General features: G+C 61.3%; 24 protein-coding genes. 16 read left to right on the forward strand and 8 right to left on the reverse strand.

From position 1 onward, the window contains the following. Window positions 1–69: 69 nt before the first annotated feature. The 4 genes from NKJ40_RS17610 to NKJ40_RS17625 all read right to left on the reverse strand — a co-directional run bounded on the left by NKJ40_RS17610 (window position 70) and on the right by NKJ40_RS17625 (window position 2668). Window positions 70–318 (reverse strand): hypothetical protein, encoded by a 249-nt coding sequence (locus tag NKJ40_RS17610; protein WP_352467105.1) that lies wholly within the window; start codon window positions 316–318, stop codon window positions 70–72. Between the two features lie 190 nt (window positions 319–508). After that, complete coding sequence (locus NKJ40_RS17615) at window positions 509–769, reverse strand: hypothetical protein (protein ID WP_352467106.1); 261 nt, start codon at window positions 767–769, stop codon at window positions 509–511. A gap of 101 nt (window positions 770–870) precedes the next feature. Continuing rightward, a complete protein-coding gene (locus tag NKJ40_RS17620) occupies window positions 871–1785 on the reverse strand; it encodes a proline iminopeptidase-family hydrolase (RefSeq protein ID WP_352517227.1) in 915 nt (304 codons plus the stop codon). A gap of 157 nt (window positions 1786–1942) precedes the next feature. Beyond that, the gene (locus NKJ40_RS17625) at window positions 1943–2668 is read right to left on the reverse strand and encodes a LuxR family transcriptional regulator (RefSeq protein ID WP_352467108.1); all 726 of its coding nucleotides are present in this window, start codon (window positions 2666–2668) and stop codon (window positions 1943–1945) included. Window positions 2669–2969: 301 nt separating this feature from the next. On the opposite strand from NKJ40_RS17625, the gene NKJ40_RS17630 reads away from it, so the two are divergent. From NKJ40_RS17630 to NKJ40_RS17680, 11 genes are all read left to right on the forward strand, one after another. Further along, on the forward strand, window positions 2970–3176 hold the full coding sequence (locus tag NKJ40_RS17630; protein ID WP_352467109.1) for a hypothetical protein: 207 nt from the start codon (window positions 2970–2972) through the stop codon (window positions 3174–3176). Then, window positions 3173–4633, forward strand: coding sequence for an ABC transporter substrate-binding protein (locus NKJ40_RS17635; RefSeq protein WP_352467110.1), 1461 nt, complete (start codon window positions 3173–3175; stop codon window positions 4631–4633). The genes NKJ40_RS17630 and NKJ40_RS17635 overlap by 4 nt, the downstream gene beginning before the upstream one ends. Window positions 4634–4740: 107 nt before the next feature. Beyond that, window positions 4741–5769 (forward strand): ABC transporter permease, encoded by a 1029-nt coding sequence (locus NKJ40_RS17640; protein WP_352467111.1) that lies wholly within the window; start codon window positions 4741–4743, stop codon window positions 5767–5769. Beyond that, complete coding sequence (locus NKJ40_RS17645) at window positions 5769–6743, forward strand: ABC transporter permease (RefSeq protein ID WP_352467112.1); 975 nt, start codon at window positions 5769–5771, stop codon at window positions 6741–6743. The genes NKJ40_RS17640 and NKJ40_RS17645 overlap by 1 nt, the downstream gene beginning before the upstream one ends. Further along, window positions 6733–7755, forward strand: a complete 1023-nt coding sequence (locus tag NKJ40_RS17650) for an ABC transporter ATP-binding protein (protein WP_352467113.1) — start codon at window positions 6733–6735, stop codon at window positions 7753–7755. The genes NKJ40_RS17645 and NKJ40_RS17650 overlap by 11 nt, the downstream gene beginning before the upstream one ends. Then, window positions 7752–8738: an ABC transporter ATP-binding protein gene (locus NKJ40_RS17655; RefSeq protein WP_352517213.1), complete on the forward strand. Its 987-nt coding sequence runs from the start codon at window positions 7752–7754 to the stop codon at window positions 8736–8738. The genes NKJ40_RS17650 and NKJ40_RS17655 overlap by 4 nt, the downstream gene beginning before the upstream one ends. A gap of 332 nt (window positions 8739–9070) precedes the next feature. Then, window positions 9071–10279 (forward strand): ABC transporter substrate-binding protein, encoded by a 1209-nt coding sequence (locus NKJ40_RS17660; RefSeq protein WP_352467115.1) that lies wholly within the window; start codon window positions 9071–9073, stop codon window positions 10277–10279. An 11-nt stretch (window positions 10280–10290) separates the two neighbouring features. Continuing rightward, window positions 10291–11064: an ABC transporter ATP-binding protein gene (locus NKJ40_RS17665; RefSeq protein ID WP_352467116.1), complete on the forward strand. Its 774-nt coding sequence runs from the start codon at window positions 10291–10293 to the stop codon at window positions 11062–11064. Next, a complete protein-coding gene (locus tag NKJ40_RS17670) occupies window positions 11057–11767 on the forward strand; it encodes an ABC transporter ATP-binding protein (protein ID WP_352467117.1) in 711 nt (236 codons plus the stop codon). Before NKJ40_RS17665 ends, NKJ40_RS17670 begins: the two co-directional genes overlap by 8 nt. A gap of 7 nt (window positions 11768–11774) precedes the next feature. Then, on the forward strand, window positions 11775–12662 hold the full coding sequence (locus NKJ40_RS17675) for a branched-chain amino acid ABC transporter permease (RefSeq protein ID WP_352467118.1): 888 nt from the start codon (window positions 11775–11777) through the stop codon (window positions 12660–12662). Window position 12663: 1 nt separating this feature from the next. Then, on the forward strand, window positions 12664–13641 hold the full coding sequence (locus tag NKJ40_RS17680; protein ID WP_352467119.1) for a branched-chain amino acid ABC transporter permease: 978 nt from the start codon (window positions 12664–12666) through the stop codon (window positions 13639–13641). 19 nt (window positions 13642–13660) lie between these two features. Here NKJ40_RS17680 and NKJ40_RS17685 read toward each other — a convergent pair whose 3' ends face one another. From NKJ40_RS17685 to NKJ40_RS17700, 4 genes are read right to left on the reverse strand one after another with little or no spacing between them, the layout of a single operon-like run. Continuing rightward, the gene (locus tag NKJ40_RS17685) at window positions 13661–14833 is read right to left on the reverse strand and encodes an ABC transporter ATP-binding protein (protein WP_352467120.1); all 1173 of its coding nucleotides are present in this window, start codon (window positions 14831–14833) and stop codon (window positions 13661–13663) included. Beyond that, window positions 14826–15968, reverse strand: coding sequence for an extracellular solute-binding protein (locus NKJ40_RS17690; protein WP_352467121.1), 1143 nt, complete (start codon window positions 15966–15968; stop codon window positions 14826–14828). The genes NKJ40_RS17685 and NKJ40_RS17690 overlap by 8 nt, the downstream gene beginning before the upstream one ends. Before the next feature lie 22 nt (window positions 15969–15990). Then, the gene (locus NKJ40_RS17695) at window positions 15991–16812 is read right to left on the reverse strand and encodes an ABC transporter permease (protein WP_352467122.1); all 822 of its coding nucleotides are present in this window, start codon (window positions 16810–16812) and stop codon (window positions 15991–15993) included. Then, complete coding sequence (locus NKJ40_RS17700) at window positions 16809–17687, reverse strand: ABC transporter permease (protein ID WP_023675645.1); 879 nt, start codon at window positions 17685–17687, stop codon at window positions 16809–16811. Before NKJ40_RS17700 ends, NKJ40_RS17695 begins: the two co-directional genes overlap by 4 nt. A 249-nt stretch (window positions 17688–17936) precedes the next feature. On the opposite strand from NKJ40_RS17700, the gene NKJ40_RS17705 reads away from it, so the two are divergent. From NKJ40_RS17705 to NKJ40_RS17725, 5 genes are all read left to right on the forward strand, one after another. Continuing rightward, entirely contained in the window at window positions 17937–18863 is a 927-nt protein-coding gene (locus NKJ40_RS17705) for an ArsR/SmtB family transcription factor (protein WP_352467123.1), read from the forward strand. A gap of 184 nt (window positions 18864–19047) precedes the next feature. Beyond that, complete coding sequence (gene arfA / locus NKJ40_RS17710) at window positions 19048–20559, forward strand: arabinosylfuranosidase ArfA (RefSeq protein ID WP_352467124.1); 1512 nt, start codon at window positions 19048–19050, stop codon at window positions 20557–20559. A gap of 49 nt (window positions 20560–20608) precedes the next feature. After that, complete coding sequence (locus tag NKJ40_RS17715) at window positions 20609–21700, forward strand: ABC transporter ATP-binding protein (protein ID WP_352467125.1); 1092 nt, start codon at window positions 20609–20611, stop codon at window positions 21698–21700. Window positions 21701–21719: 19 nt separating this feature from the next. Next, a complete protein-coding gene (locus NKJ40_RS17720; RefSeq protein ID WP_352467149.1) occupies window positions 21720–22637 on the forward strand; it encodes a carbohydrate ABC transporter permease in 918 nt (305 codons plus the stop codon). Then, a complete protein-coding gene (locus NKJ40_RS17725) occupies window positions 22634–23482 on the forward strand; it encodes a carbohydrate ABC transporter permease (protein ID WP_352467126.1) in 849 nt (282 codons plus the stop codon). The genes NKJ40_RS17720 and NKJ40_RS17725 overlap by 4 nt, the downstream gene beginning before the upstream one ends. Window positions 23483–23561: the final 79 nt, after the last annotated feature.

Raw genomic sequence — 23561 nt, forward strand, 5'->3', positions numbered from 1 at the left:
CGGGATCGAAGACCAAGGTGGGATCGAAGACGGAATTTGCCGCTATTCAGGCATTATTCAGCATATTGCCTATTCTGTGTTTGTCCCGGGCGATACCGGCGACGCTTCGGTGTCGGAATAGCTGCCGGGGACGAAACAATATGCATAGATCTGTCCCCGATTTTCGTCAGTCACACGGATCCAGTCCTTTTCCCATTTTCGGAAGGTAATATGTCCATCGGTCACCATGGCCGCAGCTCTGAACGGACTCGGCGCGTTGACGACGCGCACCGAGATCACATCGTCGCCGTCCATACGCTCGACGAGATACGTCTGCATGAAAGCCTCCCGCTAAACCACCCGAACTTTAACGGCCGCTAATGGTTTCGGTTGCAACGTGCTTGGCGAAATTTGGGGGGACACGTTCCATACCTGCAGGCACCGAATTCCTTCGCACTCGGCGTCGACCGCGCTGGTCTCGCCTGTCGTCAACGGTTCGCGCGCCCTGAGCGTCGGGACCAAAAGAAGCTCAAGACAGCTCAGCGCGCTGAGATATCGGCCGGATGGCACAGCGCGCAGCCTGCGCGCCGCCCAGACCGGCACCATCGCCGCGCCGATTTCGGACGTCACCACCCCCTTTTTCGCCGAGTTCGTATGCGGAGTGGAGGACGCGGCCCACCAGCGCGCCGAGCGCCATAATATTCTGCTGTTCAACACCGACGAGAAACACGGCACGCGAAGCGCGCGAGATCGACCCGGTGCTGGAGCGCCGCATCGACGGCATCGTCATGGCACCGGCGGCGGCAACGAGGAGTTGCTCGCCGACCTTGCCGAGAGTGGACTGTCATTCGTCTTCGGCCACCGCAGGCTGAAGGGCGTGGTGCTGGAATGTCAATCGTATTTGGCCAGGAAGCGACCGACGGCGGCGAGGCAGTCGTGCTTTTCCTCGACATGCGGCATGTGGCTGGAATTCGGGAAGACCAGGCCTTCGACGTGCGGAATACGATCGAGAAAGGGCTGGACACAGGTCTCGGTCGCTTCGTCGTAGAAGCCGCGAAAAACCAGGGTCGGCGTCTCGATCTGATGCAGGCGGTCGACGATGGTCCAGTTCCGCATCGTGCCGATGACGTGGAACTCATTAGGGCCGTTCATGGTGTGATAGACGGTCGGATCTTCCTCGATTGCTGCAAATGTCCGGGCGACCTCCGGCGGCATTGGAACGATGCGACAGACATGACGGTCGTAGAAAGCCTGCGTCGCCGCAACATATTCGGGGTGATCGGTGGTTCCCGCCGCTTCATGCCGGTCGAGCGCACTTTGAACATCGGCTGGCAACTCGGCGCGCAATTGCCGGGCTCCTTCCACCCACAGCGCCATCGAGGCCAGTGAATTGGCCAGGATCAACGCTTTGAGCCCCTCAGGGCGGCGCACGGCGTGCTCGGCCGAAAGTATGCCGCCCCAGGACTGGCCGAGCAGGGCATAGTGGCCGGCGATGCCGAGATGGGTGAGCAGCGCATCGAGTTCGCCAACGAAGAAATCGACGGTCCAGAAGTCGCCGCCCTTGTCCCGCAGATGGGTCGACTTGCCATTGCCGATCTGATCGTAGTGGATGACGGCTCGCCCGGTTCCGGCAAGCTCCTTGAATGAGTCCACATAGTCGTGCGTGCAGCCCGGTCCACCATGAGCGACGACCAGGGGCAGCTTGCCCGACCCGAGGTCCCCGGTCACACGGTACCAGGTGCGATAGCCCTTGTAGTCGCTAAATCCTTCGGTGATCGCATGTGCCGTCACAGTCCAGCTCCGCATCATGGCGCGGCAGGAGCCACTTTGGTGCGCCCCTCCCAAGCCTTGTTTGCGGCCGACGGTACTAAGCGGCCCGGCGCATTTACAGCTAGCACTATTTATAGGTTCGCCGGTTACGGGTTTGCCCGAGGCGAGGCTGATCGCCCGCAGGTCGAGAGCCTCAATGCTCCGGTTCAAGCAGCCGGTAATGGGCGGCGAGCGCGATGGCATGGAAGCGATTGCGCGCGCCAAGCTTTCGCTTCGCCGCGTTGAGGTGCAGCGTTGCGGTCGGTACCGCGCGGCCAATCTCACGCGCGACCTGCTTGGCCGTCAGTCCGGCAGCGGCCAGGCGCAGGCACTGGCGTTCGCGCGACGTCAGATGGACATGTTGGCAGGTGCGGATTCCGGCGTCGAAACCGGCGTAGACGGAGTCATGGAGCAGATGACCCAGATCGCCGATCTCGGCGATGAAGGGTCTGGCTTCGAGCTCGAACCCGGCCTCCGGATCGGCACGGATCGCGGTGAAGGTGGCGAGATCGCCGCCGGCAAGGCGAATGGGTACGGTGACGCCGCAGGTCATCCTGGTGTCAAGCAAATAGCTGACCACAGGATCGTGCTTGGACTGGAGTACGCGCTGCATGACGGTGCTCTGAACGCCGCTGTGCGACCAGAGAAACGGTCTCGATACGGTGAGCGCGGCCTCCTGCACCGGGTCAAGTTGATAATATCCGCCCTTGCACCAGAGATCCTGCATGTCGCGCGGCACGTTGCGCAGAGCCATCAGCGAGGGCGTGATAAGCTCGCCCTTGTGACTGACCGGCACGGGCGTATAGTCGTAGATGAATGCAGTGAAACCGATCGGCTCCAGCACCTCCGTTGCCACGGCCATGGCAGCGTCGATGCTCATTCCAGTTCGGAACCGGCTCTCTAGATCGCCTGGAAGGCTTTGCATCCGGCAAGCTTACCCGCTGATGATTGCTTGTCAAATAGCCATGTCGGCCGGCTGCTCAACAAATAGGCGGCGATAAGCCTGTCCGACCCTATCTATCTTAATAGCTATCCCGTCCGGCTTCGCTCGCCGTAGTCTTTTGCGATTGGGCGAAGTAGCGGACGCCGTTCGCAAACCCAGCACTGTTTTCAGCGGCGCGATGGTCGATCGACCGGGTCCAGCGCGGCAAAAGCCGACACGCCTCCATGAGGGAACAAATATGCGACTCCAAAAAGCATTTACAGCGTTGATACCCGGGCTGGCTCTGCTCGGCGTGACGATGATGTCGCCGGCCTTGGCCACCGAGGGCAAGCCAGGCGGCACACTCCGACTGCTGGCCAATGCCGCGGCAGGCACCGCCGATCCGCACATCATTACACGCTGCAGTATTTCCAGATCAATTATGTCCTCTACGATGGCCTGGTGACCTACAAGAAGGCCGGGGACAAGACGGGCTTCGAGGTCGTCGCGGACCTGGCGGAGAGCCTCCCGCAGGTCGAGAACGGCGGCAAGACCTATGTCTTCAAGCTGCGCAAGGGCATCAAATTCGCGGATGGCTCGGATGTCACCACGAAGGACGTGGTGGCTTCGTTCCAGCGCATCTTCAAGATCAGCGGGCCGACGGCCGGCACCTTCTACAAAGGCATCGTTGGTGCGGATGCGTGCTTGAAGGCGCCCGCGACATGCACCCTCGACGGCGGCCTGTCGGTTGACGATGCGGCCGGAACCATTACCTTCAAACTCGTCCAGCCGGATGCCGAGTTCCTGCAGAAGCTGGCCGTTCCACACGCGTCGATCCTGCCGGCGAGCGCGCCGCTCAAGGACGCCGGCACCGATCCGATTCCGGGCACCGGACCCTATATGATCGCCAGCTACGACCCCAACAAGCTGATGAAGATTGTGCGTAACCCTCATTTCAAGGAATGGAGCAAGGAAGCGCAGCCGGCCGGATATCCGGACGAGATCGACTATGAATTCGGCCTTACCGACGAGGCGGCGGTGACGGCGGTCGAGAATGGCCAGGCGGACTGGATGTTCGATCCGCCGCCGTCCGACCGTCTCGCCGAACTCGGCACCAAATATGCCAAGCAGGTCACGGTTCACCCGCTGACGGCGATGTGGTACGCGCCGATGAACACCAATCTGGCGCCGTTCAACGACATCCGCGTTCGCCAAGCCGTGAACTTCGCGATCGACCGCGCCGCGATCGTCAAGCTGTTCGGCGGCAGCAATCTGGCGCAGCCGGCCTGTCAGATTCTGCCGCCGGGCTTCCCGTCGTTCGCAGCCTATTGCCCGTTCACCGCCAATCCGGGTGAGAAGTGGTCGGCGCCGGATATGGACAAGGCCAAGCAATTGGTCGCGGAATCGGGAACCGCAGGTCAGGAGGTGACGATCATCACCGAGGACACCACGGTCTCCAAGGCGATCGGCGTCTACCTGCAGGATGTGCTCAACCAGCTTGGCTACAAGACGTCGGTCAAGCCGATCTCGCAGAACATACAGTTCACCTACATCCAGAACACCAATAACAAGGTGCAGATTTCGATCTCGCAATGGTTCCAGGATTACCCGGCGCCGTCGAATTTCCTGCAGGTCTTGTTCAGCTGTGCCTCGTTTACGCCGGGCTCCGACGCCTCGGTCAATATTTCGGGGTTCTGCGACAAGTCGATCGACGAATCGATGGACGAGGCAGAGGCAGCCACCATCGCCGATCCGGCCAAGGGCGCGACACTCTGGACCGCCATCGACAAGGCCGTGACGGACAAGGCTCCGGTCGCTGTCCTGTTCACGCCAAAGCGCGTCGATGTGATCTCTTCCAGGCTGAAGAACTTCACCTTCAGCCCGCAATTCTACTGGATTGTCAGCCAGTCCTGGGTGGAATAGCCGACCGGAGCCAATGCGACGGAGTGCCGCTGGCTCTCCGTCGCATTTCCTTTTCCGGCGGATCAGCGCATCTTCGAGGCCGCGATTTTTCCTAGGCAATCCTGTTCATGGTCAATGTCATTGCGGACCAGCCCGCCATCCCGGTTCGCCGGGCCACCGATGGCCCGTGGCGCACCGCTTGGCGCAAGCTGAAAGGCGATCGTTCGGCAATATCTGCCTTCGCCGTGCTCGTCGTCATCGTGATCGCCTCGCTCGCGGCACCGCTTTATGCGCGATACGTCTCCGGCACCGATCCATTTGTGACCAATCTCAATGGCGAGATCATCGTCGATGGGGTGACCCAGCCGGTGCTGCAGCCCTCCACCGAAGGCCTTGGCCTGGGCATGACGCCGATCGGGCCGACCTGGCGCATCGGCCCCTATATGCTCGGTGCCGACAACCAGGGCCGTGACGTCGCGGCGCGGCTGCTTTACGGCGGACGGGATTCGCTGTTGATCTCGGGTGCTGCAGCCGCGCTGTGCCTTGTCCTCGCGACGTTTCTGGGGGTCGTTTCGGGCTTCTTCGGCGGCATCGTCGACATCGGCCTGTCGCGCATTCTCGACGTGCTCTGGGCCTTTCCGATTTTCCTGTTGGCGATTTCGTTGTCGATCGTGCTGATTGCGCAGAGCATCCAGATCGGTCCATTCGAAATCCGCTCCGGCAGCCTGTGGCTACCGGTCTTCAGCATCGGTATCGTCTATGTGCCCTATGTGGCGCGGCCGATCCGCGGCCATGTCCTGACCTTGATGCATGCCGAATTCGTCACCGCTGCGATCGGCCTGGGCGCGTCGCCCTGGCGCATCCTTTTGCGCGACATCATGCCCAATGTGGTGACCCGCATCATCGTTTTCGTGCCGTTGATTCTGGCGCTCAACATGATGACGGAATCCTCGCTGTCGTTCCTGTCGATCGGCGTGCAGCCGCCGGATGCCAGCTGGGGCACGATCATCCAGGACGGCCAGGGCCTGCTCTATTCGCGGCCGGTCGTGGCACTGGCGCCGGGGCTAGCCATTGTCATCACGGTGCTGGCCCTCAACATTCTGGGCGACGGCGTGCGCGACGCGCTCGATCCGAAATCCTCACCGAGGGGCGTCTAGTGGTTGCCGCGCTCGGCTTCCGGCTTGGCCAGATGGTGCTGGTCATGTTCGGCATCAGTGTCGTCGCTTTCCTGATCTTCTTTGCGACGCCCGGCGCCGATCCGTCGGCGCGCATTGCCGGCCGCAATGCTTCGCAAGAGACATTGATCCAGGTGCGCCACGATTTCGGTCTCGACCGGCCATTGCCGGTGCAATATGGGCTGATGATGAACCGGCTTTTCGTCAGCCGCGATCTCACCTCCTTCGTCAATCGCGGGCAGCGCGTCATTCCGACCGTGATAAGCGCCATTCCCGTAACGCTGTCGCTGGTCGGTGGCGCGGCAGTGCTGTGGGTGCTCGGCGGATTGATCGTCGGGGTGATCGCAGGCGCAACGCGCGGTACATTCGTGGATCGGGCGCTGATGATCCTGAGCTTGATAGGCGTGTCGATCCCGGTCTTCTGGCTGGGCGAGGTCGCCAACCTGCTGACGCAAAGCCGCTGGCACGACAGCTGGCTGTTTTCCTGGGTTCCTCCGCTCGGCTACATCCCCCTGACCGAGAACCCCTGGGGCTGGTTCAAGGCGCTCGTCATTCCGTGGTTCACGCTGGCAACCCTTTATGTCGGCCTCTATGGCCGGGTGCTGCGGGCAAGCCTGATCGAGATGATGCAGGAGGATTTCATCCGCACCGCCCGGGCCAAGGGGATCGGCGAACGCCGGGTGCTGCTGCATCATGGCCTCAGGACCTCGCTGGTCGCATTTGTTACCATGTTCGGCCTTGATTTTGGAGCCCTGGTCGGTGGCGGCGCGCTGCTGACCGAAGTGGTCTTCGGACTGCAGGGCGTCGGAAAACTGACCTACGAGGCGCTGCAGACGCTCGATCTGCCGATGATCCTGGCCACGGTGATCTACGCCGCCTTCTTCGTGGTGATGGCTAACTTCGTCGTCGACGTGGTCTTCGTCTTCATCGACCCGAGGGCTCGCGATGTCGGCTGATGCTCCTCTTCTGGTGGTCAAGGACCTCACCGTCTCCTTCCGCAGCGACGAGGGCCTGGTGCGCGCGGTGGGAGGTGTTTCGTTCTCCGTCGAGCAGCGCGAGATCGTCGGTGTGGTTGGCGAATCCGGTTCGGGCAAAAGCCAGACCTTGCTCGCCATTATGGGGCTGATCGACAGCCCCAACGCTATCGTCTCCGGTTCCATCCGTTTCATGGGACAGGAGCTGATCGGACTCAACCGACGTGCGCTCGATGCCATTCGCGGCCGCCAGATCGCGATGATCTTCCAGGATCCGATGTCGGCACTCACCCCGGTGCATACGATCGGCAACCAGATCGCCGAGCAGGTGCGCGCGCATGAAAAAGTGTCGGCGAAAGCGGCACGGGCGAGGGCCGTGCAATTGCTGGATGCGGTCGGCATCGCAAATCCGGATCGGGTCGTCGACAACTACCCGCACCAGCTTTCCGGCGGCATGCGCCAGCGTGCGGTGATTGCCATGGCGCTCTCCTGCAACCCGGCGCTGCTCGTCGCGGATGAACCGACCACAGCCCTCGATGTTACCGTGCAGGCGCAGATCCTCGAACTGATCGGACGATTGCGCGACCAGTTCGGCTCCGCCGTGATCCTGGTCACGCATGATCTTGGCGTCGTCGCCGAAGTCGCGGACCGGGTGCTGGTGATGTATGGCGGACGCTTTGTCGAGGAGGGCGGCAAGAGCAGCGTGTTCCGGGCGCCGCTGCATCCCTACACATGGGGCTTGTTCGGCTCGATCCCGCCGATGGAGGGACCACGTCCAGCCCGGCTCGCCGCCATCCCGGGGATTCCGCCGTCGCTCTCCAACCTGCCGAAAGGCTGCGCCTTCGGCCCCCGTTGCGCCTTTCGCCAGGACGCCTGTCTGGTCCAGCTGCCGATCATGCAAGGCGAGAGCCATCGCGCCGCGTGCCTGTTGCCGGAGACAACGCGCAGACAATTCGCTGTCCAGAGGGCTGGCGGCGTGGAGATGCAACGATGAATGCCGTGCCGCGCCCGCTGCTTCGCGCCGGGGATCTGTCGAAACGTTACAGCGTCGGCCGCTCGATCTTTCCGGCGCAGCGCCGGACCGTGCATGCGGTCGATACGGTGTCGCTCGACATCTGGCCCGGGGAAACGCTCGGCATCGTCGGTGAGTCCGGTTGTGGCAAGTCCACGCTTGGCCGGTGTCTGGTGCGTCTGACCGAAATCAGCTCGGGGTCGCTGGAATTCGAGGGCCACGACATCAGCGACGCTTCCCAGCGCCAGCTTCGTCCGTTGCGGCGGCAGATGCAGATGGTCTTTCAGGATCCCAGCGCTTCGCTCAATCCGCGCCGGCGGGTCGGCGATCTCCTGGCCGATCCATTCCGCATCCATGAACGCCTCTCGGTATCGGAAATGGCGGACCGCGTGGCCGACCTTCTGCGCCGTGTCGACTTGTCGCCCCAGCACGCATCGCGCTATCCGCACGAATTCTCCGGCGGCCAGCGTCAGCGTATCGGCATCGCCCGCGCGCTGGCGCTGCGGCCACGGCTGATCGTGGCCGACGAGCCGGTCTCGGCGCTCGACGTGTCGATCCAGGCGCAGATCGTCAATCTGCTCGCCGACCTGCGCGAGGAGTTCAACCTGACCTATGTGTTCATCGCTCACGACCTTTCCGTCGTGCGCCAGATCTCGAGCCGTGTGGCGGTCATGTATCTGGGATCGATCGTGGAGAGCGGGCCGACCGACGAGGTCTTTGCGGCGCCCAGACATCATTACACCGCAGCGCTGCGTTCCGCCGTGCCGGTACCCAGCATCGACCGGGTGCGGCGCGGGCGGCTGGTGCTCAAGGGTGACCTGCCCAGCCCGATGAACCCACCCTCGGGGTGCCGGTTCCACACCCGCTGCCCAGCCGCCACCTCCCTCTGCCGCAGCGAGCGTCCGCTTCTTCAAAGCATCGGCGATGGCCGCCTGGTTGCATGTCATCATCCAGCCGAGGGTTGACGATGGGAATTCTCGGTCAGCGATATCGGATCAGGACCGTTCAGCCGTAATCGTTGCTTCGGCGAGAATAGAGGCCGATCTGGACGGCGCACGATCCGACGCTATGTTGCGCTTCGGCGGTGCGCGGCCGGCATCGCAAATGCCTAATACTAAAGTAACTGTTCTCGCGTTGCCGAGCGATGCTACGATTTGAGGGACGGGCATAAGCGGCCGTAGAGCGCTGCGTGATTTTGCGCCGGAGAGGATGGAATGTGGGAGGCCACTCTTCCGTGCCGCAGCAGGCAGCCGCCGATATGTTGCTCGGTTGTCGACCATAAGGGAGGAAGTCACCAATGAAGATATCGTACCTGGTCTCGGCCGCGCTTCTTGCAGCGACTGCGATGCCTGCCGCAGCCGCCGAGATTTCCGACGGCAAGGTCAAGATCGGCATTCTCAACGACCAGTCGGGCGTCTATGCCGATTTCGGCGGCAAGTGGTCGGTCGAGGCCGCCAAGATGGCGGTCGAGGATTTCGGTGGCAAGGTGCAAGGTGCGCCGGTCGAGATCGTCAGCGCCGACCACCAGAACAAGCCGGACATCGCCTCCAACATTGCGCGGCAGTGGTATGACACCGAACAGGTCGATTCCATCATGGAACTGACCACCTCCTCGGTGGCGCTCGCCGTCCAGGGGATTTCCAAAGAAAAGAAGAAAATCGACATCGTCACCGGCGCGGCGACCACCGAGCTAACCGGCAAACAGTGCTCGCCCTATGGCTTCCACTGGGCCTACGACACGCATTCGCAGGCAGTGGGGACCGGTGGCGCTCTCGTCCAGCAAGGCGACGACAGCTGGTTCTTCGTCACAGTCGATTATGCATTCGGATATTCGCTCAAGGAGCAGACCGCAAAGTTCGTCGAGAGCCATGGCGGCAAGGTAGTTGGCGAGGTGCGTTACCCGCTCGGCTCGACCGACTATTCATCCTTCCTGCTGCAGGCGCAATCGTCGGGCGCCAAGGTCATCGGCCTGGCGAATGCCGGCCTCGACACCTCTAACTCGATCAAGCAAGCGGCCGAATTCGGCATCGTGCAGGGCGGCCAACGTCTTGCAGCACTTCTGTTCACACTGGCCGAGGTGCATGGGCTCGGCCTCGAAGCGGCGCAAGGCGTGGTGCTGACCGAAGGTTTCTACTGGGATCGCGATGACAAGAGCCGCGATTTCGCCCAGCGCTTCTTCAAGCGCACCAACCGCATGCCGAACATGATCCAGGCCGCCACCTATTCGGCGGTGACCCAGTATTTGAAGGCGATCGACAAAGCCGGCACCGATGGAACCGAGGCGGTCGCCAAGGAATTGCATGCGATGCCAGTGAACGACGTCTTTACGGCAAACGGCAAAGTGCAGGCCGACGGCAACATGGTTCACGACATGTATCTTTATCAGGTCAAGTCGCCGAGCGAGAGCACCAAGGAGTGGGACTATTACAAACCGCTCGCCACGATCCCCGGTAACGAGGCGTTCCTGAGCCCCAAGGAGAGCGGCTGTCCCACGGCTGGCGAGTGATTGGCGCACCGATGGAACCGCCCGAACCGAGTGAGCCGCGGGTGGTGCTTTCCGCCCGCGGTTTGCGGCGCGACTTCGCCGGTTTCGTCGCGGTCAGGAATGTCGATCTCGACCTCTACCACGGCAACATCCACGCGCTGATCGGACCCAACGGCGCCGGCAAGACTACCGTCTTCAACCTGCTCACCAAGTTCCTGCCGCCGACCAGCGGCAGGATCGAACTGCTCGGCCACGACATCACCCGCACCTCGCCGGCCAAGGTCGCGCGGATGGGCCTGGTGCGCTCGTTCCAGATCTCGGCGGTGTTTCCACATCTCAGCGTGCTCGACAATGTGCGCGTTGCGCTGCAGCGGCCGGGCGGGCTCAGCGTTCAGTTCTGGCGCTCGCTGTCTGCGCTCGATCGATTGACGCCGCGCGCCGAGGAGCTTTTGAGGTCGGTCGGCCTCGACGATGCCAAGAACAGGCCCGCCGCCGATCTCTCCTATGGCAGGAAACGCGTGCTAGAGATCGCCACGACGCTGGCGCTCGACCCGAAAGTGCTGCTGCTCGACGAGCCGATGGCCGGCATGGGGCATGAGGATGTGCGCACAGTTTCCGACATCATCCGCTCGGTCGCCAAGGAGCGCGCGGTGCTGATGGTCGAGCACAATTTGACTGTTGTAGCCGATCTTTGCGATTGGATAACCGTCATGCAGCGCGGCGAAATCCTTGCCGCCGGCGACTACGCCACGGTCAGCCGCGACGAGCGGGTGAGGATCGCCTATATGGGCACCGCCGATGAGTGACGCCGCGCCGCTTCTCGCAGTCCGCGGCCTCAACGCCTGGTATGGCGAGAGCCATGCGTTGCACGGCGTCGATCTGGAGGTCTTTCCAGGTGAAACAGTGACGTTGCTGGGCCGCAACGGCGTCGGCAAGACCACGACATTGCGCGCCATTATCGGGCTGATCCGCCAGCGGACCGGCCAGATTTTTTTCGACGACAAGGATCTGATGCGCCTGCCGTTGCACCGGACCGCGCATCAAGGCCTTGGCCTGGTGCCTGAGGAACGCGGCATCTTCGCAACATTGACCGTGGACGAGAATCTGGTTCTGCCGCCGATCGTCGCCGAGGGCGGCATGAGCGTGGAGGAAATATTCGATCTCTTCCCCAATCTGAAGGAGCGACGCAACAGCCCCGGCACCAGGCTGTCGGGCGGCGAACAGCAGATGCTGGCGATCGCGCGCATGCTCAGAACCGGCGTGAAAATGCTGCTTCTCGATGAGCCGACCGAGGGACTGGCGCCGGTCATCGTGCAGCGCATCGGCGATCTGCTGGCGACGATGAAAAAGCGCGGCATGACGATCCTGCTGGTCGAGCAGAATTTCCGCTTTGCCAGCCGCGTCACCGACCGTTTCTACCTGATGGAGCACGGCAAGGTCGTGGCGGGCTTTGCGGTCGGCGAACTTCCGGATCGCATGACGCTGCTGCATGAAGTGCTGGGTGTATGATGGCGCCATGACGATGATCTTCGGAATACCCGTTCAGGCATTCCTCGGCCAATTGCTGGTCGGCCTCATCAACGGCTCGTTCTACGCAATGTTGAGTCTGGGCCTGGCTGTCATATTCGGCCTGTTGCGCGTCATCAATTTCGCTCACGGCGCGCTCTATATGCTCGGCGCCTTCATCGGCTACCTGCTTCTCACCCGGTTCGGCATCGGCTACTGGCCGGCTCTGATCGTGTCGCCGCTGATCGTCGGCGGCTTCGGCGTCGTGGTCGAGCGCCTGGCGCTGTCGAGGCTTTACGACATCGACCCGCTCTACGGTCTGCTTTTCACCTTTGGCCTCGCGCTCGTGCTCGAAGGGGTGTTCCGTTACTACTATGGCGTATCGGGAAGTCCTTATTCCGTGCCGCCGCTGCTCTCCGGGGGAACCAATCTCGGCTTCATGTTCCTGCCTAATTACCGCGGCTGGGTGGTGGTCGCCTCGATGATCGTCTGTTTCGGCACCTGGGCGCTGATCGAGAAGACCAGGCTGGGCTCCTATCTGCGCGCGGCAACGGAGAACCCCGGCCTGGTGCAGGCTTTCGGCGTCAACGTGCCGTTGCTGCTGACCCTCACCTACGGCCTCGGCGCCGCTCTTGCCGGGCTTGCGGGGGTTCTCGCCGCGCCGATCTATCAGGTCAGCCCGCTGATGGGATCTGACCTCATCATCGTCGTCTTTGCCGTCGTCGTGGTCGGCGGCATGGGATCGATCCTCGGGGCGATCGTCACCGGTTACATGCTTGGCCTCGCCGAAGGCCTGACCAAGGTTTTCTATCCCGAAGCCTCCAATCTGGTGGTCTTCGTCATCATGGCGATCGTGCTTCTGGTCCGGCCAGCCGGCCTGTTCGGAAGGGATGCCTGAGATGGCCGAACTCTCACTTCGCGAGACGCGCGCCAAAAGTTCGGTATGGCTTGAATGGACGCTGGTGGGGCTCGGCATCCTGGCGCTGCTGGTGGCGCCTTTCTTCGTCTATCCGATCTTCCTGATGAAGATGCTGTGCTTTGCGCTGTTTGCCTGCGCGTTCAACCTTCTGCTCGGCTACACCGGGCTGTTGTCCTTCGGCCATGCGACATTCTTCGGCGGGGCGGCCTATTTCACCGCATACGCGGTCAAGGTCTGGGGTTGGCCGCCGGAAGCGGGCATCCTGCTCGGTGTCCTGGGAGCCGCGCTGCTCGGCCTTGTGATGGGCTTCTTTGCCATCCGCCGGCAAGGCATCTATTTCGCCATGATCACGCTGGCGCTGTCGCAGATGTTCTTCTTCTTCTGCGTGCAGGCGCCGTTCACCGGAGGTGAGGACGGCATCCAGGGCGTGCCGCGCGGCAGGCTGTTTGGAATGCTCGACCTGAACGGCTCGATCAACATCTATTATTTCGTGCTGGTGGTCTTCCTGATCGGCGTGTTCGCCATCTGGCGCATCATCAACTCGCCTTTCGGCATGATCCTGCGTTCCATCCGGGAAAACGAGAGCCGGGCCATTTCTCTGGGCTATTCCGTCGCCAACTACAAGCTGGCGGCTTTCGTCATGTCGGCAACATTGGCCGGGCTGGCCGGCGCGCTCAAGGCGATCGTTTTTCAGTTTGCCACGCTCACCGACGTCACCTGGCAGATGTCCGGCGAGGTGATCCTGATGACGCTCCTCGGCGGCATCGGCACCATGGTCGGGCCGATCATCGGCGCCAGTCTGATCGTCGGCCTGGAAAACACGCTCGCCACCTCGAGTTTTCCGGTGACCATCGCCACCGGCCTGACTTTCATGGTCTGCGTGCTGGTTTTCCGGCGCGGTATTGTCGGTGAGGTCTATGCGCGGTTTCTCGGCCCAAAGGGTGACGCGAAAGACTGAACGGCTCAGTTCCACCTCGCTAGGCGATGCGTAAGCCTTGCGCATCGAGAAGCACGCAGCCCAGCGGATCGAAGCAGACTTCGACCGTTTCGCCTTCACGCAGCGGCTGGCCATCGATCAGCGTGTTGGCGCGCACCAGCGTGCCGGCGCCGATGTCGATCTCGTAGACCGCATTGCCGCCGAGATAGGAGGTCGAGACTATCCGTCCCGCCAGCCTGTTGGCAGCACCGGCGGTACCGACGGTGAGCTTCTGCGGGCGAACGACGACGGTGACCGCGCTGCCAATCGCGAGCGCCTTCGGCGCGGCCGCCTTTACGACGTGGCTGCTGGCCAGCGCGATCGTCGCCATCTTTCCGTCCATCACTGTCACGCTGCCGGGCAGCATGTTGGCCTTGCCAAGGAAATTGGCGACGAATGCGGTGGCCGGCTGGTCGTAGACCTGCGCGGGGGAGCCGATCTGCTCGATCAGGCCGGCGTTCATCACGACGATGTGGTCGGACATCGACAAGGCTTCTTCCTGGTCGTGCGTCACGAAGATAGCGGTGATGCCCGTCTCCCTCTGGATCTTCTTGATCTCGACGCGCATGTCCTCGCGCATATTGGCGTCGAGCGCCGACAAGGGCTCGTCCAGCAGCAGCACTTCCGGCTCGAAGACGATGGCGCGGGCCAGTGCGATGCGTTGCTGCTGGCCGCCCGAGAGCTGTGACGGCAGCTTTGTCTCACTGCCGGGCAGCCGCACCATATCCAGCGCCTTCTTGACCCGGCGCACGATTTCCGGTTTCGGCACGTTTCGGTATTTCAGGCCGAATGCGACGTTGTCGAAGACGTTCTTGTGCGGAAAGAGCGCGTAGTTCTGGAACACCAGACCAATGTTGCGCTTGTAGATCGGGATGTCGTCGACCCGCTTTCCGCCGATCGAGATCTGGCCACTGGAGATGTCGACCAGGCCCGCGATCGATCGCAGGATCGTCGTCTTGCCGCACCCGGACGGCCCCAGCAAGGTGACGAAACTACCCTTGCGGATCGCCAGTGAAAATTCGCGCACGGCGGCGAACTTGCCGTAGAAAATATCGATGTCGCGAAACTCGACCGCAGGCTTTCCTATCGGCTGCCGCGCGCGCGGGGCGGGCGGGTCGCCCGCAGCCCCGGCCGAAGCCGGCCGGGGCTGGTCGTGGCTGTTGTCGTCATGCACCTTTCGACACCCTGTCCCATTGCTTGGTCCAGGCGTCTTCGTTCTTCGCCCAGTAGAGCGGATCGGCGAAGGTCAGCGATTTCATCGATCCGGTCGGGTCGAAGGCCGGAAGCGCGGCGATCTTGTCGGTCAGCTTCACCTTGGTGGGGTCAAGGGATGGCGGATAGTTCTGGCCCTCGGCGACGGCGATCGACGTGGCTGGATCCAGCATGAAGTTGATGAGCTCCTCGCATTCGGCCATGGGCGATCCCTTGAGCACCAGCATGTCCTCCATCCATGCGTATGAGCCGGCAGGGACGAGATAGCCGATCGGCTGGCCCTGCTGCTGCAGGGCGGCGACACGTCCTGACCAGGCGTCGGTGACGACGATCTCGTTGCGCGACAGGAGGTCCATGAGTTCCGCGCCGGAACTCCAGAATTTCTTGGCCAGGTCGCGGGTCTCGCGAACCTTGGCCCAGACCGCATCCATATCCTGGATGTTGTTGGGGTCCTGTTTCGTCTGCAGCGCCGCATACCAGACGCGCGTCGTCATATCGGCGTAGCCGCCGATCTTGCCGGCATATTTCGTGTCGGTAAGCAGGTTGGCGCCCTTTTCTTTGGCTTCCTCCGGCGAGATGACCTTGTTGTTGTAGGCGATGCCGGTGGTGCCGTAATCATATGGCACTGCCGACAGCTTCGGCGTGATCTTGCGGAACGGCTCGATCATGGCGGTCAGCACATTCGCCATGTTTGGAATGTTCGCCTCGTTGATCTCCGAATTGAAACCGCCATTGACGTATTTGATGTAGTAGTTGACGCCGGAAGAATGGACGATCTGGAAGTCGCCTGGTTTCGAGGTCTTGATCTTGGTGATGATCTCGTTCTCGTCGCCAAAGGTGCCCTGGACGACCTTGACCTTGGACTTGGCGGTGTAAGGCTGGAACGCGTACTTGTCGATCGCCTCCTGCACCACGCCGCCCCATCCGTCGAAGCGCACTTCCGAAACCGCGGCCAGCGCCCGTCCCATCCAGGGCAGGGAAAGCCCGGTGGCGGCGGCAGCGGCGGCCGTCAGCGTCAGGAATGATCGCCGGCTGATGTCGCCATTGGCATAGCGTTCGTTGAGCCTCTCCAGTCGTTTGGTGGTTGTCAGTTTCATTTCCATTCTCCCATTTTCATTTTCACTTGCCTGCTTTGAACCAGGTGAGGCTTTGCAGGATGAGCCCGCCAGCCAAGGGAATGCCGACCGTCAAAAGGATCATGACGGTTCCGAGCGCGTTCACCTCGGGGCTGATCGAGATCTTCAGCATCGAAAGGATTTGCGTCGGCATGGTCTCGACGCCCGCCGGCCGCCAGAACAGGCTGGCCGAGGTGTTGTCGAACGAAATGGTGAAAGCGAGCAGAACACTGGCAAGCACTGCGGGAATGAGCAGCGGCAGCGTGATTTCGCGGAATGTCGACACACGCGGCGCTCCGAGCGACAGTGCCGCCTCCTCATAGGAACGTTTAATGCCGACCATGCGCGCCTGGACGATCAGCACCACGTAGGGGAGCGTGAGCAGAATGTGGCCGAGCACCAGAAGCGTCATACTGCGCGGCTGGTCGACGGCTTTGATCATGACCAGCAGGCCGACGCCGAGTATCGTTTCGGGGACCAGCGCGGGAAGAATGACAAGCGTGTTGATCGCCTGCTTGCCACGGAACTCGAAGCGCACCAGCGCCAATGCCGCCATGATGCCGAGCAGCGTCGTCACCGTCGCCGTCACCAGGGCAATCCACATCGATGTCCGGAAGGCGTCGAGAACCGGCTCGTTGGTGAGCAGCTTCTCATACCATCGCAGGCTGAAGCCGGTGAGGGGAAAGCCGCCGAACATCGAGGCGTTGAAGGAAAGCACGACCGTGGCGATGATCGGCGCGAACATGAAGACATAGACGCACACCGTGATCGCGCCGGTCAGCCGCCACGCCCATCTGCCTTCGCGATCGGGATGATCCGCTCTCATGCACTGAGACCCTTCATGATCTGCGACAGGCCCATATAGCGGCTGTAAGCGGCCGCGGCCGCGCCGAGCAGGACGAACAGGACGATGGAAAGCGTTGCGCCCATCGGCCAGTTGAGCTGCCCCATGATGGTGTCGTAGATCAAGTTGCCGAACAGCGCGTCGCGGCTTCCGCCGAGCAGCTGCGGCGTCACATAGGAGCCGGCCGCCAGCACGAAGCAGAGCAGCAGCCCGGCGCCCAGCCCCGGCATCGATAGCGGCAGGGTCACTTCGCGGAACGCCTGCGCGCTGGTGCAGCCCATCGAGCGGGCGGCGGCGATCAGCGTGCGGTCGATGCTTTCCAGGCTGACATAGACGTTCAGGATCATATAGGGCAGCAGAAAATGCAGCAGCCCCATGATGACGGCGCCCTCGGTGTAGAGCATCGGCAACGGCTCGTTGATAACCCCCAGCCTGATGAGCACGACGTTGATCAGCCCCTGTTCGCCGAGAATATGGATCCACGAGAATGTCCGGATAGTGAAGCTGATCCAGAACGGCACGATGAGCAGCAGCAACAGCAGCCATTTGTGCCTGAAAGTCGTGGCCCAGATGAAATAGGCGGGGAAATAGCCAAGGATCGCGCAAATCACAGCGGTGATGGCGCCGACGCGAACGGTCTTCCAAAGAAAGCCGTGATAGTAACTATCGGTGAGGAATTCCTTCCAGTTGTCGAAGGTCAGCACCGCCGACTCCACCCCCGCGGTGACGAAGGTGAAAAACGTGTAGACCGTCATCATCGCGATCGGCAGCAGCAGAAGCAGGGTAAGCAGCAAAAGCACAGGCGCGACGAGGACCCAGGCCAGTCGCTGATCGTATAATTTCCACCCTTTGGTCACGACCCGTCCAACCGCTTTGAGTGCAAGCCGCCATCACCGGGCTCGGCTCCGGACTAGATTGGGCGATCGGCGTTCAGGTGTCCACTCTGCATATGGCTCCTGCACAAATTCTGTGCAGGCCACCGCGCGACCACCGGCCCTGCTGGATTCAACAAATTGCCCGGGGTTCTGCCTGCGCATTGATAAAATCAGATATCCCGATATACAGGATAATTTCGGATATAGATTTTGCATGGGTCGGGCAATTTCATGAGTCGCAATTTTCTGGTGATTGAACCTGAGGAAGGCATTGCCGTGCTCAAGGGGCTTGCCTCCTCGGCGCGTATCTCGATGCTGAAACTGCTGCATGAGAAGGGGCCGATGAATGTCAACGAAATCGCCGCCGTGCTGTCGCTGCCGCAGTCGACCGTCTCGACCAACATCCAGGTGCTGGAGGATGCGGGGCTGATCCGCACCGAGAATCTGAAAGCGAAGAAAGGCAGTCAGAAAATCTGTTATCCGACGGCCGAAGAAGTGCTCGTCGTGTTCAAGAGCGAATATCGTGCGGTCAAGAACGACGCGATCGAAGTGTCGATGCCGATCGGGCTTTACACCGGCTTCGAGGTTACCGCGCCCTGCGGCCTTTGCTCGCCGGACGGCATCATCGGTCTGCTCGATGTTCCCAACACTTTCCTCGATCCGGACCGCATGAAAGCCGGTCTGCTATGGTTCACGCGCGGTTTTGTCGAATACCAGTTCCCCAACAATGCCAAGCTCGCCAATGCCGAGATCACCGAACTCGAAGTGGCGATAGAGCTGTCCTCGGAAGTGCCGGGCACCAGCGCCGATTGGCCCTCGGACATTACGCTGACAATCAATGGCGTCGACGTCGGCACCTGGACGTCGCCGGGGGATTTCGGCGACAAGCGCGGCGTCTTCACGCCCTCCTGGTGGAAGCTCAAGGGCTCGCAATACGGCAAGTTGAAGAACTGGCGAATTGCCAATGACGGCACCTATGTCGACGGCCTCAGGATTTCCGAAACCGGCCTCGCCGCACTCGATCTGAAGAGCCATCATTCAATCCGCATCCGTATCGGCGTCAAGGACGACGCCAAGCGCCCCGGCGGGATCAACATTTTCGGCAAGGGCTTTGGAAATTACGATCAGGACATCCTGCTCAGGATCAGAACTGGTTGATATCATGAAACCGGGTTCTGAAGATAACTTAGCAATTTCAACCAGTTGGCTTTCTGCTATGCAAAAGCGTTCGTCTAATTGTCCTACATTTGGGTATTTTGGCTTGACGAAGGGCTGCCAATCCCGCTTTGATATCGGGCAAGATGATTTAAATCATCGTTTGTGATATCGATGGGAGGAATGCATGAAGGCAGCCGTTACGGCTCATCCGCATTATGTTGTCTCGGAAATCGATCCGAGGCTCTACGGATCCTTCATCGAGCATCTGGGGCGGGCAGTTTACACCGGCATCTATGAGCCCGGCCATCCGACAGCGGACGCCAACGGCATGCGTCAGGACGTCATTGATCTCGTCAGGGAACTCAATGTTCCGATCGTCCGCTATCCCGGCGGCAATTTCGTCTCGGCCTACAATTGGGAAGACGGCATTGGCCCCAAGGAACAGCGCCCAGTCCGCCTCGACCTTGCCTGGCACACATCGGAAAGCAACGAAGTCGGCCTGCATGAATTTGCCGATTGGTGCACCTGCGCCAACACCGAGATGATGCTTGCCGTCAATCTCGGCTCGCGCGGCCTCGACGAAGCCCGCAACCTTCTGGAGTACGCCAACCATCCCGGCGGCAGCAAATGGAGCGACAAGCGCATCGCCAACGGCCGCAAGGAGCCGTTCGACGTCAAGCTCTGGTGCCTCGGCAATGAAATGGACGGTCCCTGGCAGATCGGCCACAAGACCGCGGACGAGTATGGCCGCCTCGCGCATGAGACGGCCAAGGCCATGCGCGCCTTCTCCAAGTCGCTCGAGCTGGTGGTCTGCGGCTCTTCGAATGCCAAGATGCCGACCTACCCTGAATGGGAAGCGACGGTTCTCGACCATACCTACAACGAGGTCGACTACATCTCGCTGCACATGTATTTCGACAACGAAGCCAACGACGCTCCGAACTATCTCGCCATGAGCGAAAAGCTCGACGGCTACATTGTCTCGGTCGCCGGCGTCATCGACTATATCAAGGCCAAGAAGCGCTCCAACAAGCAGGTCTACATCTCGTTCGACGAATGGAACGTCTGGTACCATTCCAAGGAGCAGGACAAGAAGATACTTGGCGGCAGCGACGGTTGGCCGTTCGCCCCGCCGTTGCTCGAAGACATCTATAATTTCGAGGATGTGCTGCAGGTCGGCCTGATCCTCAACACATTCATCCGCCGTTCCGATGTCGTCAAGATCGCCTGCCTGGCACAACTGGTCAATGTCATCGCGCCGATCATGACCGTTCCGAATGGCCCGGCATGGCGGCAGACGATTTTTTATCCCTATCTGTTTGCTTCTAACTATGGCCGCGGCAATGCGCTGGATCTCAAGGTGGAAAGCCCGACCTATAAATCCAGCGTTGCGGGCGACGTCGGCTATGTCGATGTTGCCGGCGTGCACGACAGGCAAACCGGCCACGTCACCTTCTTCGCCGTCAACCGCCATTCGAGCGAGGCAATCGAAACAGTGGTCGACCTCTCCGGCTTCGGCGCGGCGGAGATCGTCGATCACCGGGTGATGGCACACGCCGATCTGAAAGCCGTCAATTCGGCCGAAAACCCTGGCAATGTCGGCCCCAGGAAGGGTGAGGGAGCCTCGCTCGTCGGCGGCAAGCTGAGCCTGTCGCTGCCGGCCTATTCCTACCAGGTCATACGCCTGAGGCTCTGAGTTCAGGCGGATCATCGAGACAGCGCAAACGCTGAGGAGGAGCGTCGACGTGACGGCCGATATCGAGATCAGGAACGTGAGCAAGCAGTTCGGTGCCATGACGGTGCTGGATCATCTGTCGCTCTCCATAAGGGCACGCGAATTCATCGTGTTCCTAGGGCCGTCCGGTTGCGGAAAATCGACGCTTCTTCGAATGATCGCCGGTCTTGAAGCTGTCGATAGCGGCGAGATTGCCATCAACAACGAGCGCATCGATCATTTGCCGCCGGGCAAGCGCGGCATTGCCATGGTGTTCCAGTCCTATGCGCTTTATCCGCATATGACGGTGCGCGACAACATGGCCTTCGGGCTTGCGAATATCGGCGTACCAGGCAAGGTCATCGAGGCGCGCATCAACGAAGCCGCCCGCATCCTGGAAATGCCGCATCTGCTCGATCGCAAGCCGGGCCAGCTCTCCGGCGGTCAGCGCCAGCGCGTCGCCATCGGCCGTGCGATCGTCAAGGAGCCGAAGGCCTTTCTGTTCGACGAGCCGCTCTCCAATCTCGATGCGGCGTTGCGCACCCGTACCCGCATCGAGCTTGCCCAGCTTCACCAGCGGCTGCAATCGACGATGATCTTCGTCACCCATGACCAGGTCGAAGCAATGACGCTGGCCGACCGCATCGTCGTCATGAACAATCGCAAGATCGACCAGATCGGTACCCCGATGGAGATATACGAGCGCCCGGCGACCAAATTCGTCGCGGGTTTCGTCGGCGCGCCGGCGATGAACTTCGTCGATGCGACACTCGACAGATCGGGCAAGAACGCCACGGCCAGATTTGCGGGCGGCATACCGGTGCAGACCGAGATCGCCTCCAGCCAGTTGACCGATGGCAAGTATACTTTCGGCATCCGTTCGGAAGACGTGCGCATCGTTGCCGCCGGACAAGGCAATGCCGACGGAGTCGTCGATGTGCTCGAGCGGCTCGGCGAACGCACGCTGATCTACGCGCGGCTGGGCGATGGCCAGCAGATCGTCGGCTCGGATGCCGGCAACAGCCGCGTCGCCGTCGGCGACAGAATCGGGCTCGCCTTCGACGGCCAGAAATCGCATCTGTTCAACGAGACCGGCCGCGCCTGGCATGCGAGGGAGGCCTGAGATGGCTGACCGGCCGGCGATGTCCCCGACCGCGACGCTTGCTGTCGGCGTCAGAGCCCCTACCGCCGACATCTATGCGCCGCAATGGCGAAATTTCATTTTCGTTGCGCCATTCTTGTTCTTCTTCACCACGCTGCTGCTCTTCCCGCTGCTCTGGGGGATGTGGCTGAGTTTCCACAAGGCCGACACGTTCTCGTCCGGAGATTTTGTCGGTCTCGGCAATTACGCCAGGCTGTATCACGACAAGGTCTTCCTGCAATCGATCTGGAACACCTTCTACTTCGTGCTTCTGACGGTGCCGACGCTGGCGCTGATCGGCCTTTTCCTGGCGCTTTGCCTCAACCGCCGCACGCGCACTGCCGCGGTTTTGCGGACGCTGTTCTTTTCCTCCTCGGTGCTGTCGGTCACCATCGTCACGCTGATCTGGCGCATCGTCTTCATTCCGAATGTCGGCCTGTTGTCGACGGTCTACGGATGGTTCGGCGCAACGGCCCCGGCCTTCATTTCCGATCCCAGCCTGGCCATGATCGGCATCGCCATTGCCACCATCTGGTGGTGCATCGGCCTGCCGATGATGCTCTTTCTCTCGGCGCTCCAGCAGATTCCGCAGGATATTTACGAGGCGGCAGCCCTGGACAATGCCAATCGCTGGCAGACGCTACGCTCGATCACGCTGCCGTCGATCAAGCGGACCTTCATCCTGGTGATCATCATCCAGATCGTGCTGCAATTCCAGCTGTTCGGCCAAGCCTGGCTGATGACGCGCGGCGGTCCGAACAATCTGACCAAGCCGATCGTGCTCTACATCTACGATACCGCATTCCGTCGCTGGGATCTCGGCCTGGGTGCCGCGGCATCGGAAATCCTGTTCATCCTCATCCTGATCGCGGCCATGGCCCAGTACCTGGTGACACGCAGCAGGGGAGACCAAGCATGAGCGCTCCAGCCACTTCCATCAAGGGACGGGCATTTGGCGACCATGTGCTATTAGCCCTCGTCATCCTGCTTTCGATCGTCATGATCGCGCCGGTTCTGTGGGTGATCGGCCTGTCGCTCAAGGACAATACGGAGCTGATGGCCGATCCGAATTCGGTGTTTCACGCGCCCTATACGCTGAAGAACTACATCAACACCGTCGGCACCTCGTCGGTGTTCATCTGGGTGCGCAACAGCATCATCGTCTCGGGCGGATTGACGCTCGGCACGTTGATCCTGTCGTCGCTCGCCGGCTACGGCTTTGCACGGCTGAATTTCCCCGGCCGAGACGTGCTGTTCGTGATTGTGCTGTTCGGCCTGGCGGTCCCGGAACAGGCCGTGCTCGTCGCCCGTCATCAGATCTTCAGCATGCTGAAGTTCCACAACACCTATCAAGGGCTTATTCTGCCGGGCCTTTCAGCTCCGTTCGGCGTCTTCCTGATGACCCAGTATTTCAAAGCCATCCCGAAGGAGCTGGACGAAGCCGCCATGCTCGATAACGCCAGCCGGCTCAGGATTTTCTGGAAGGTGCTTCTGCCGCTCACGCTGCCTGCGCAGGCAACGCTCGGCATCTTCACCTTTCTCGGCGCGTGGAACGACTACTTCTGGCCGCTGATTTCGGCGACGAGGAAGGACATGTTCACGCTGACGGTCGGCATGGCCTCGACCCAGACCAATTTCGCCCAGTCCGAAGGCATCGGCTTCCTGATGGCACAGGCGGTGTTTGCCGGTGCACCGATCCTGATCGTCTACCTGTTCTTCCAGAAATACATCGTCACGGCGGTCTCCGGCGCTGCTGTGAGATAACGAAGATTGCCTGACGGCCGGGGGGAATGCGCAGCAATTGAAGCACGAAAGCCAATCCAGGGTGGAGCGGCGGAAACTC

Source organism: Mesorhizobium sp. M0119 (assembly GCF_040322615.1).
Taxonomy (GTDB): Bacteria; Pseudomonadota; Alphaproteobacteria; order Rhizobiales; family Rhizobiaceae; genus Mesorhizobium.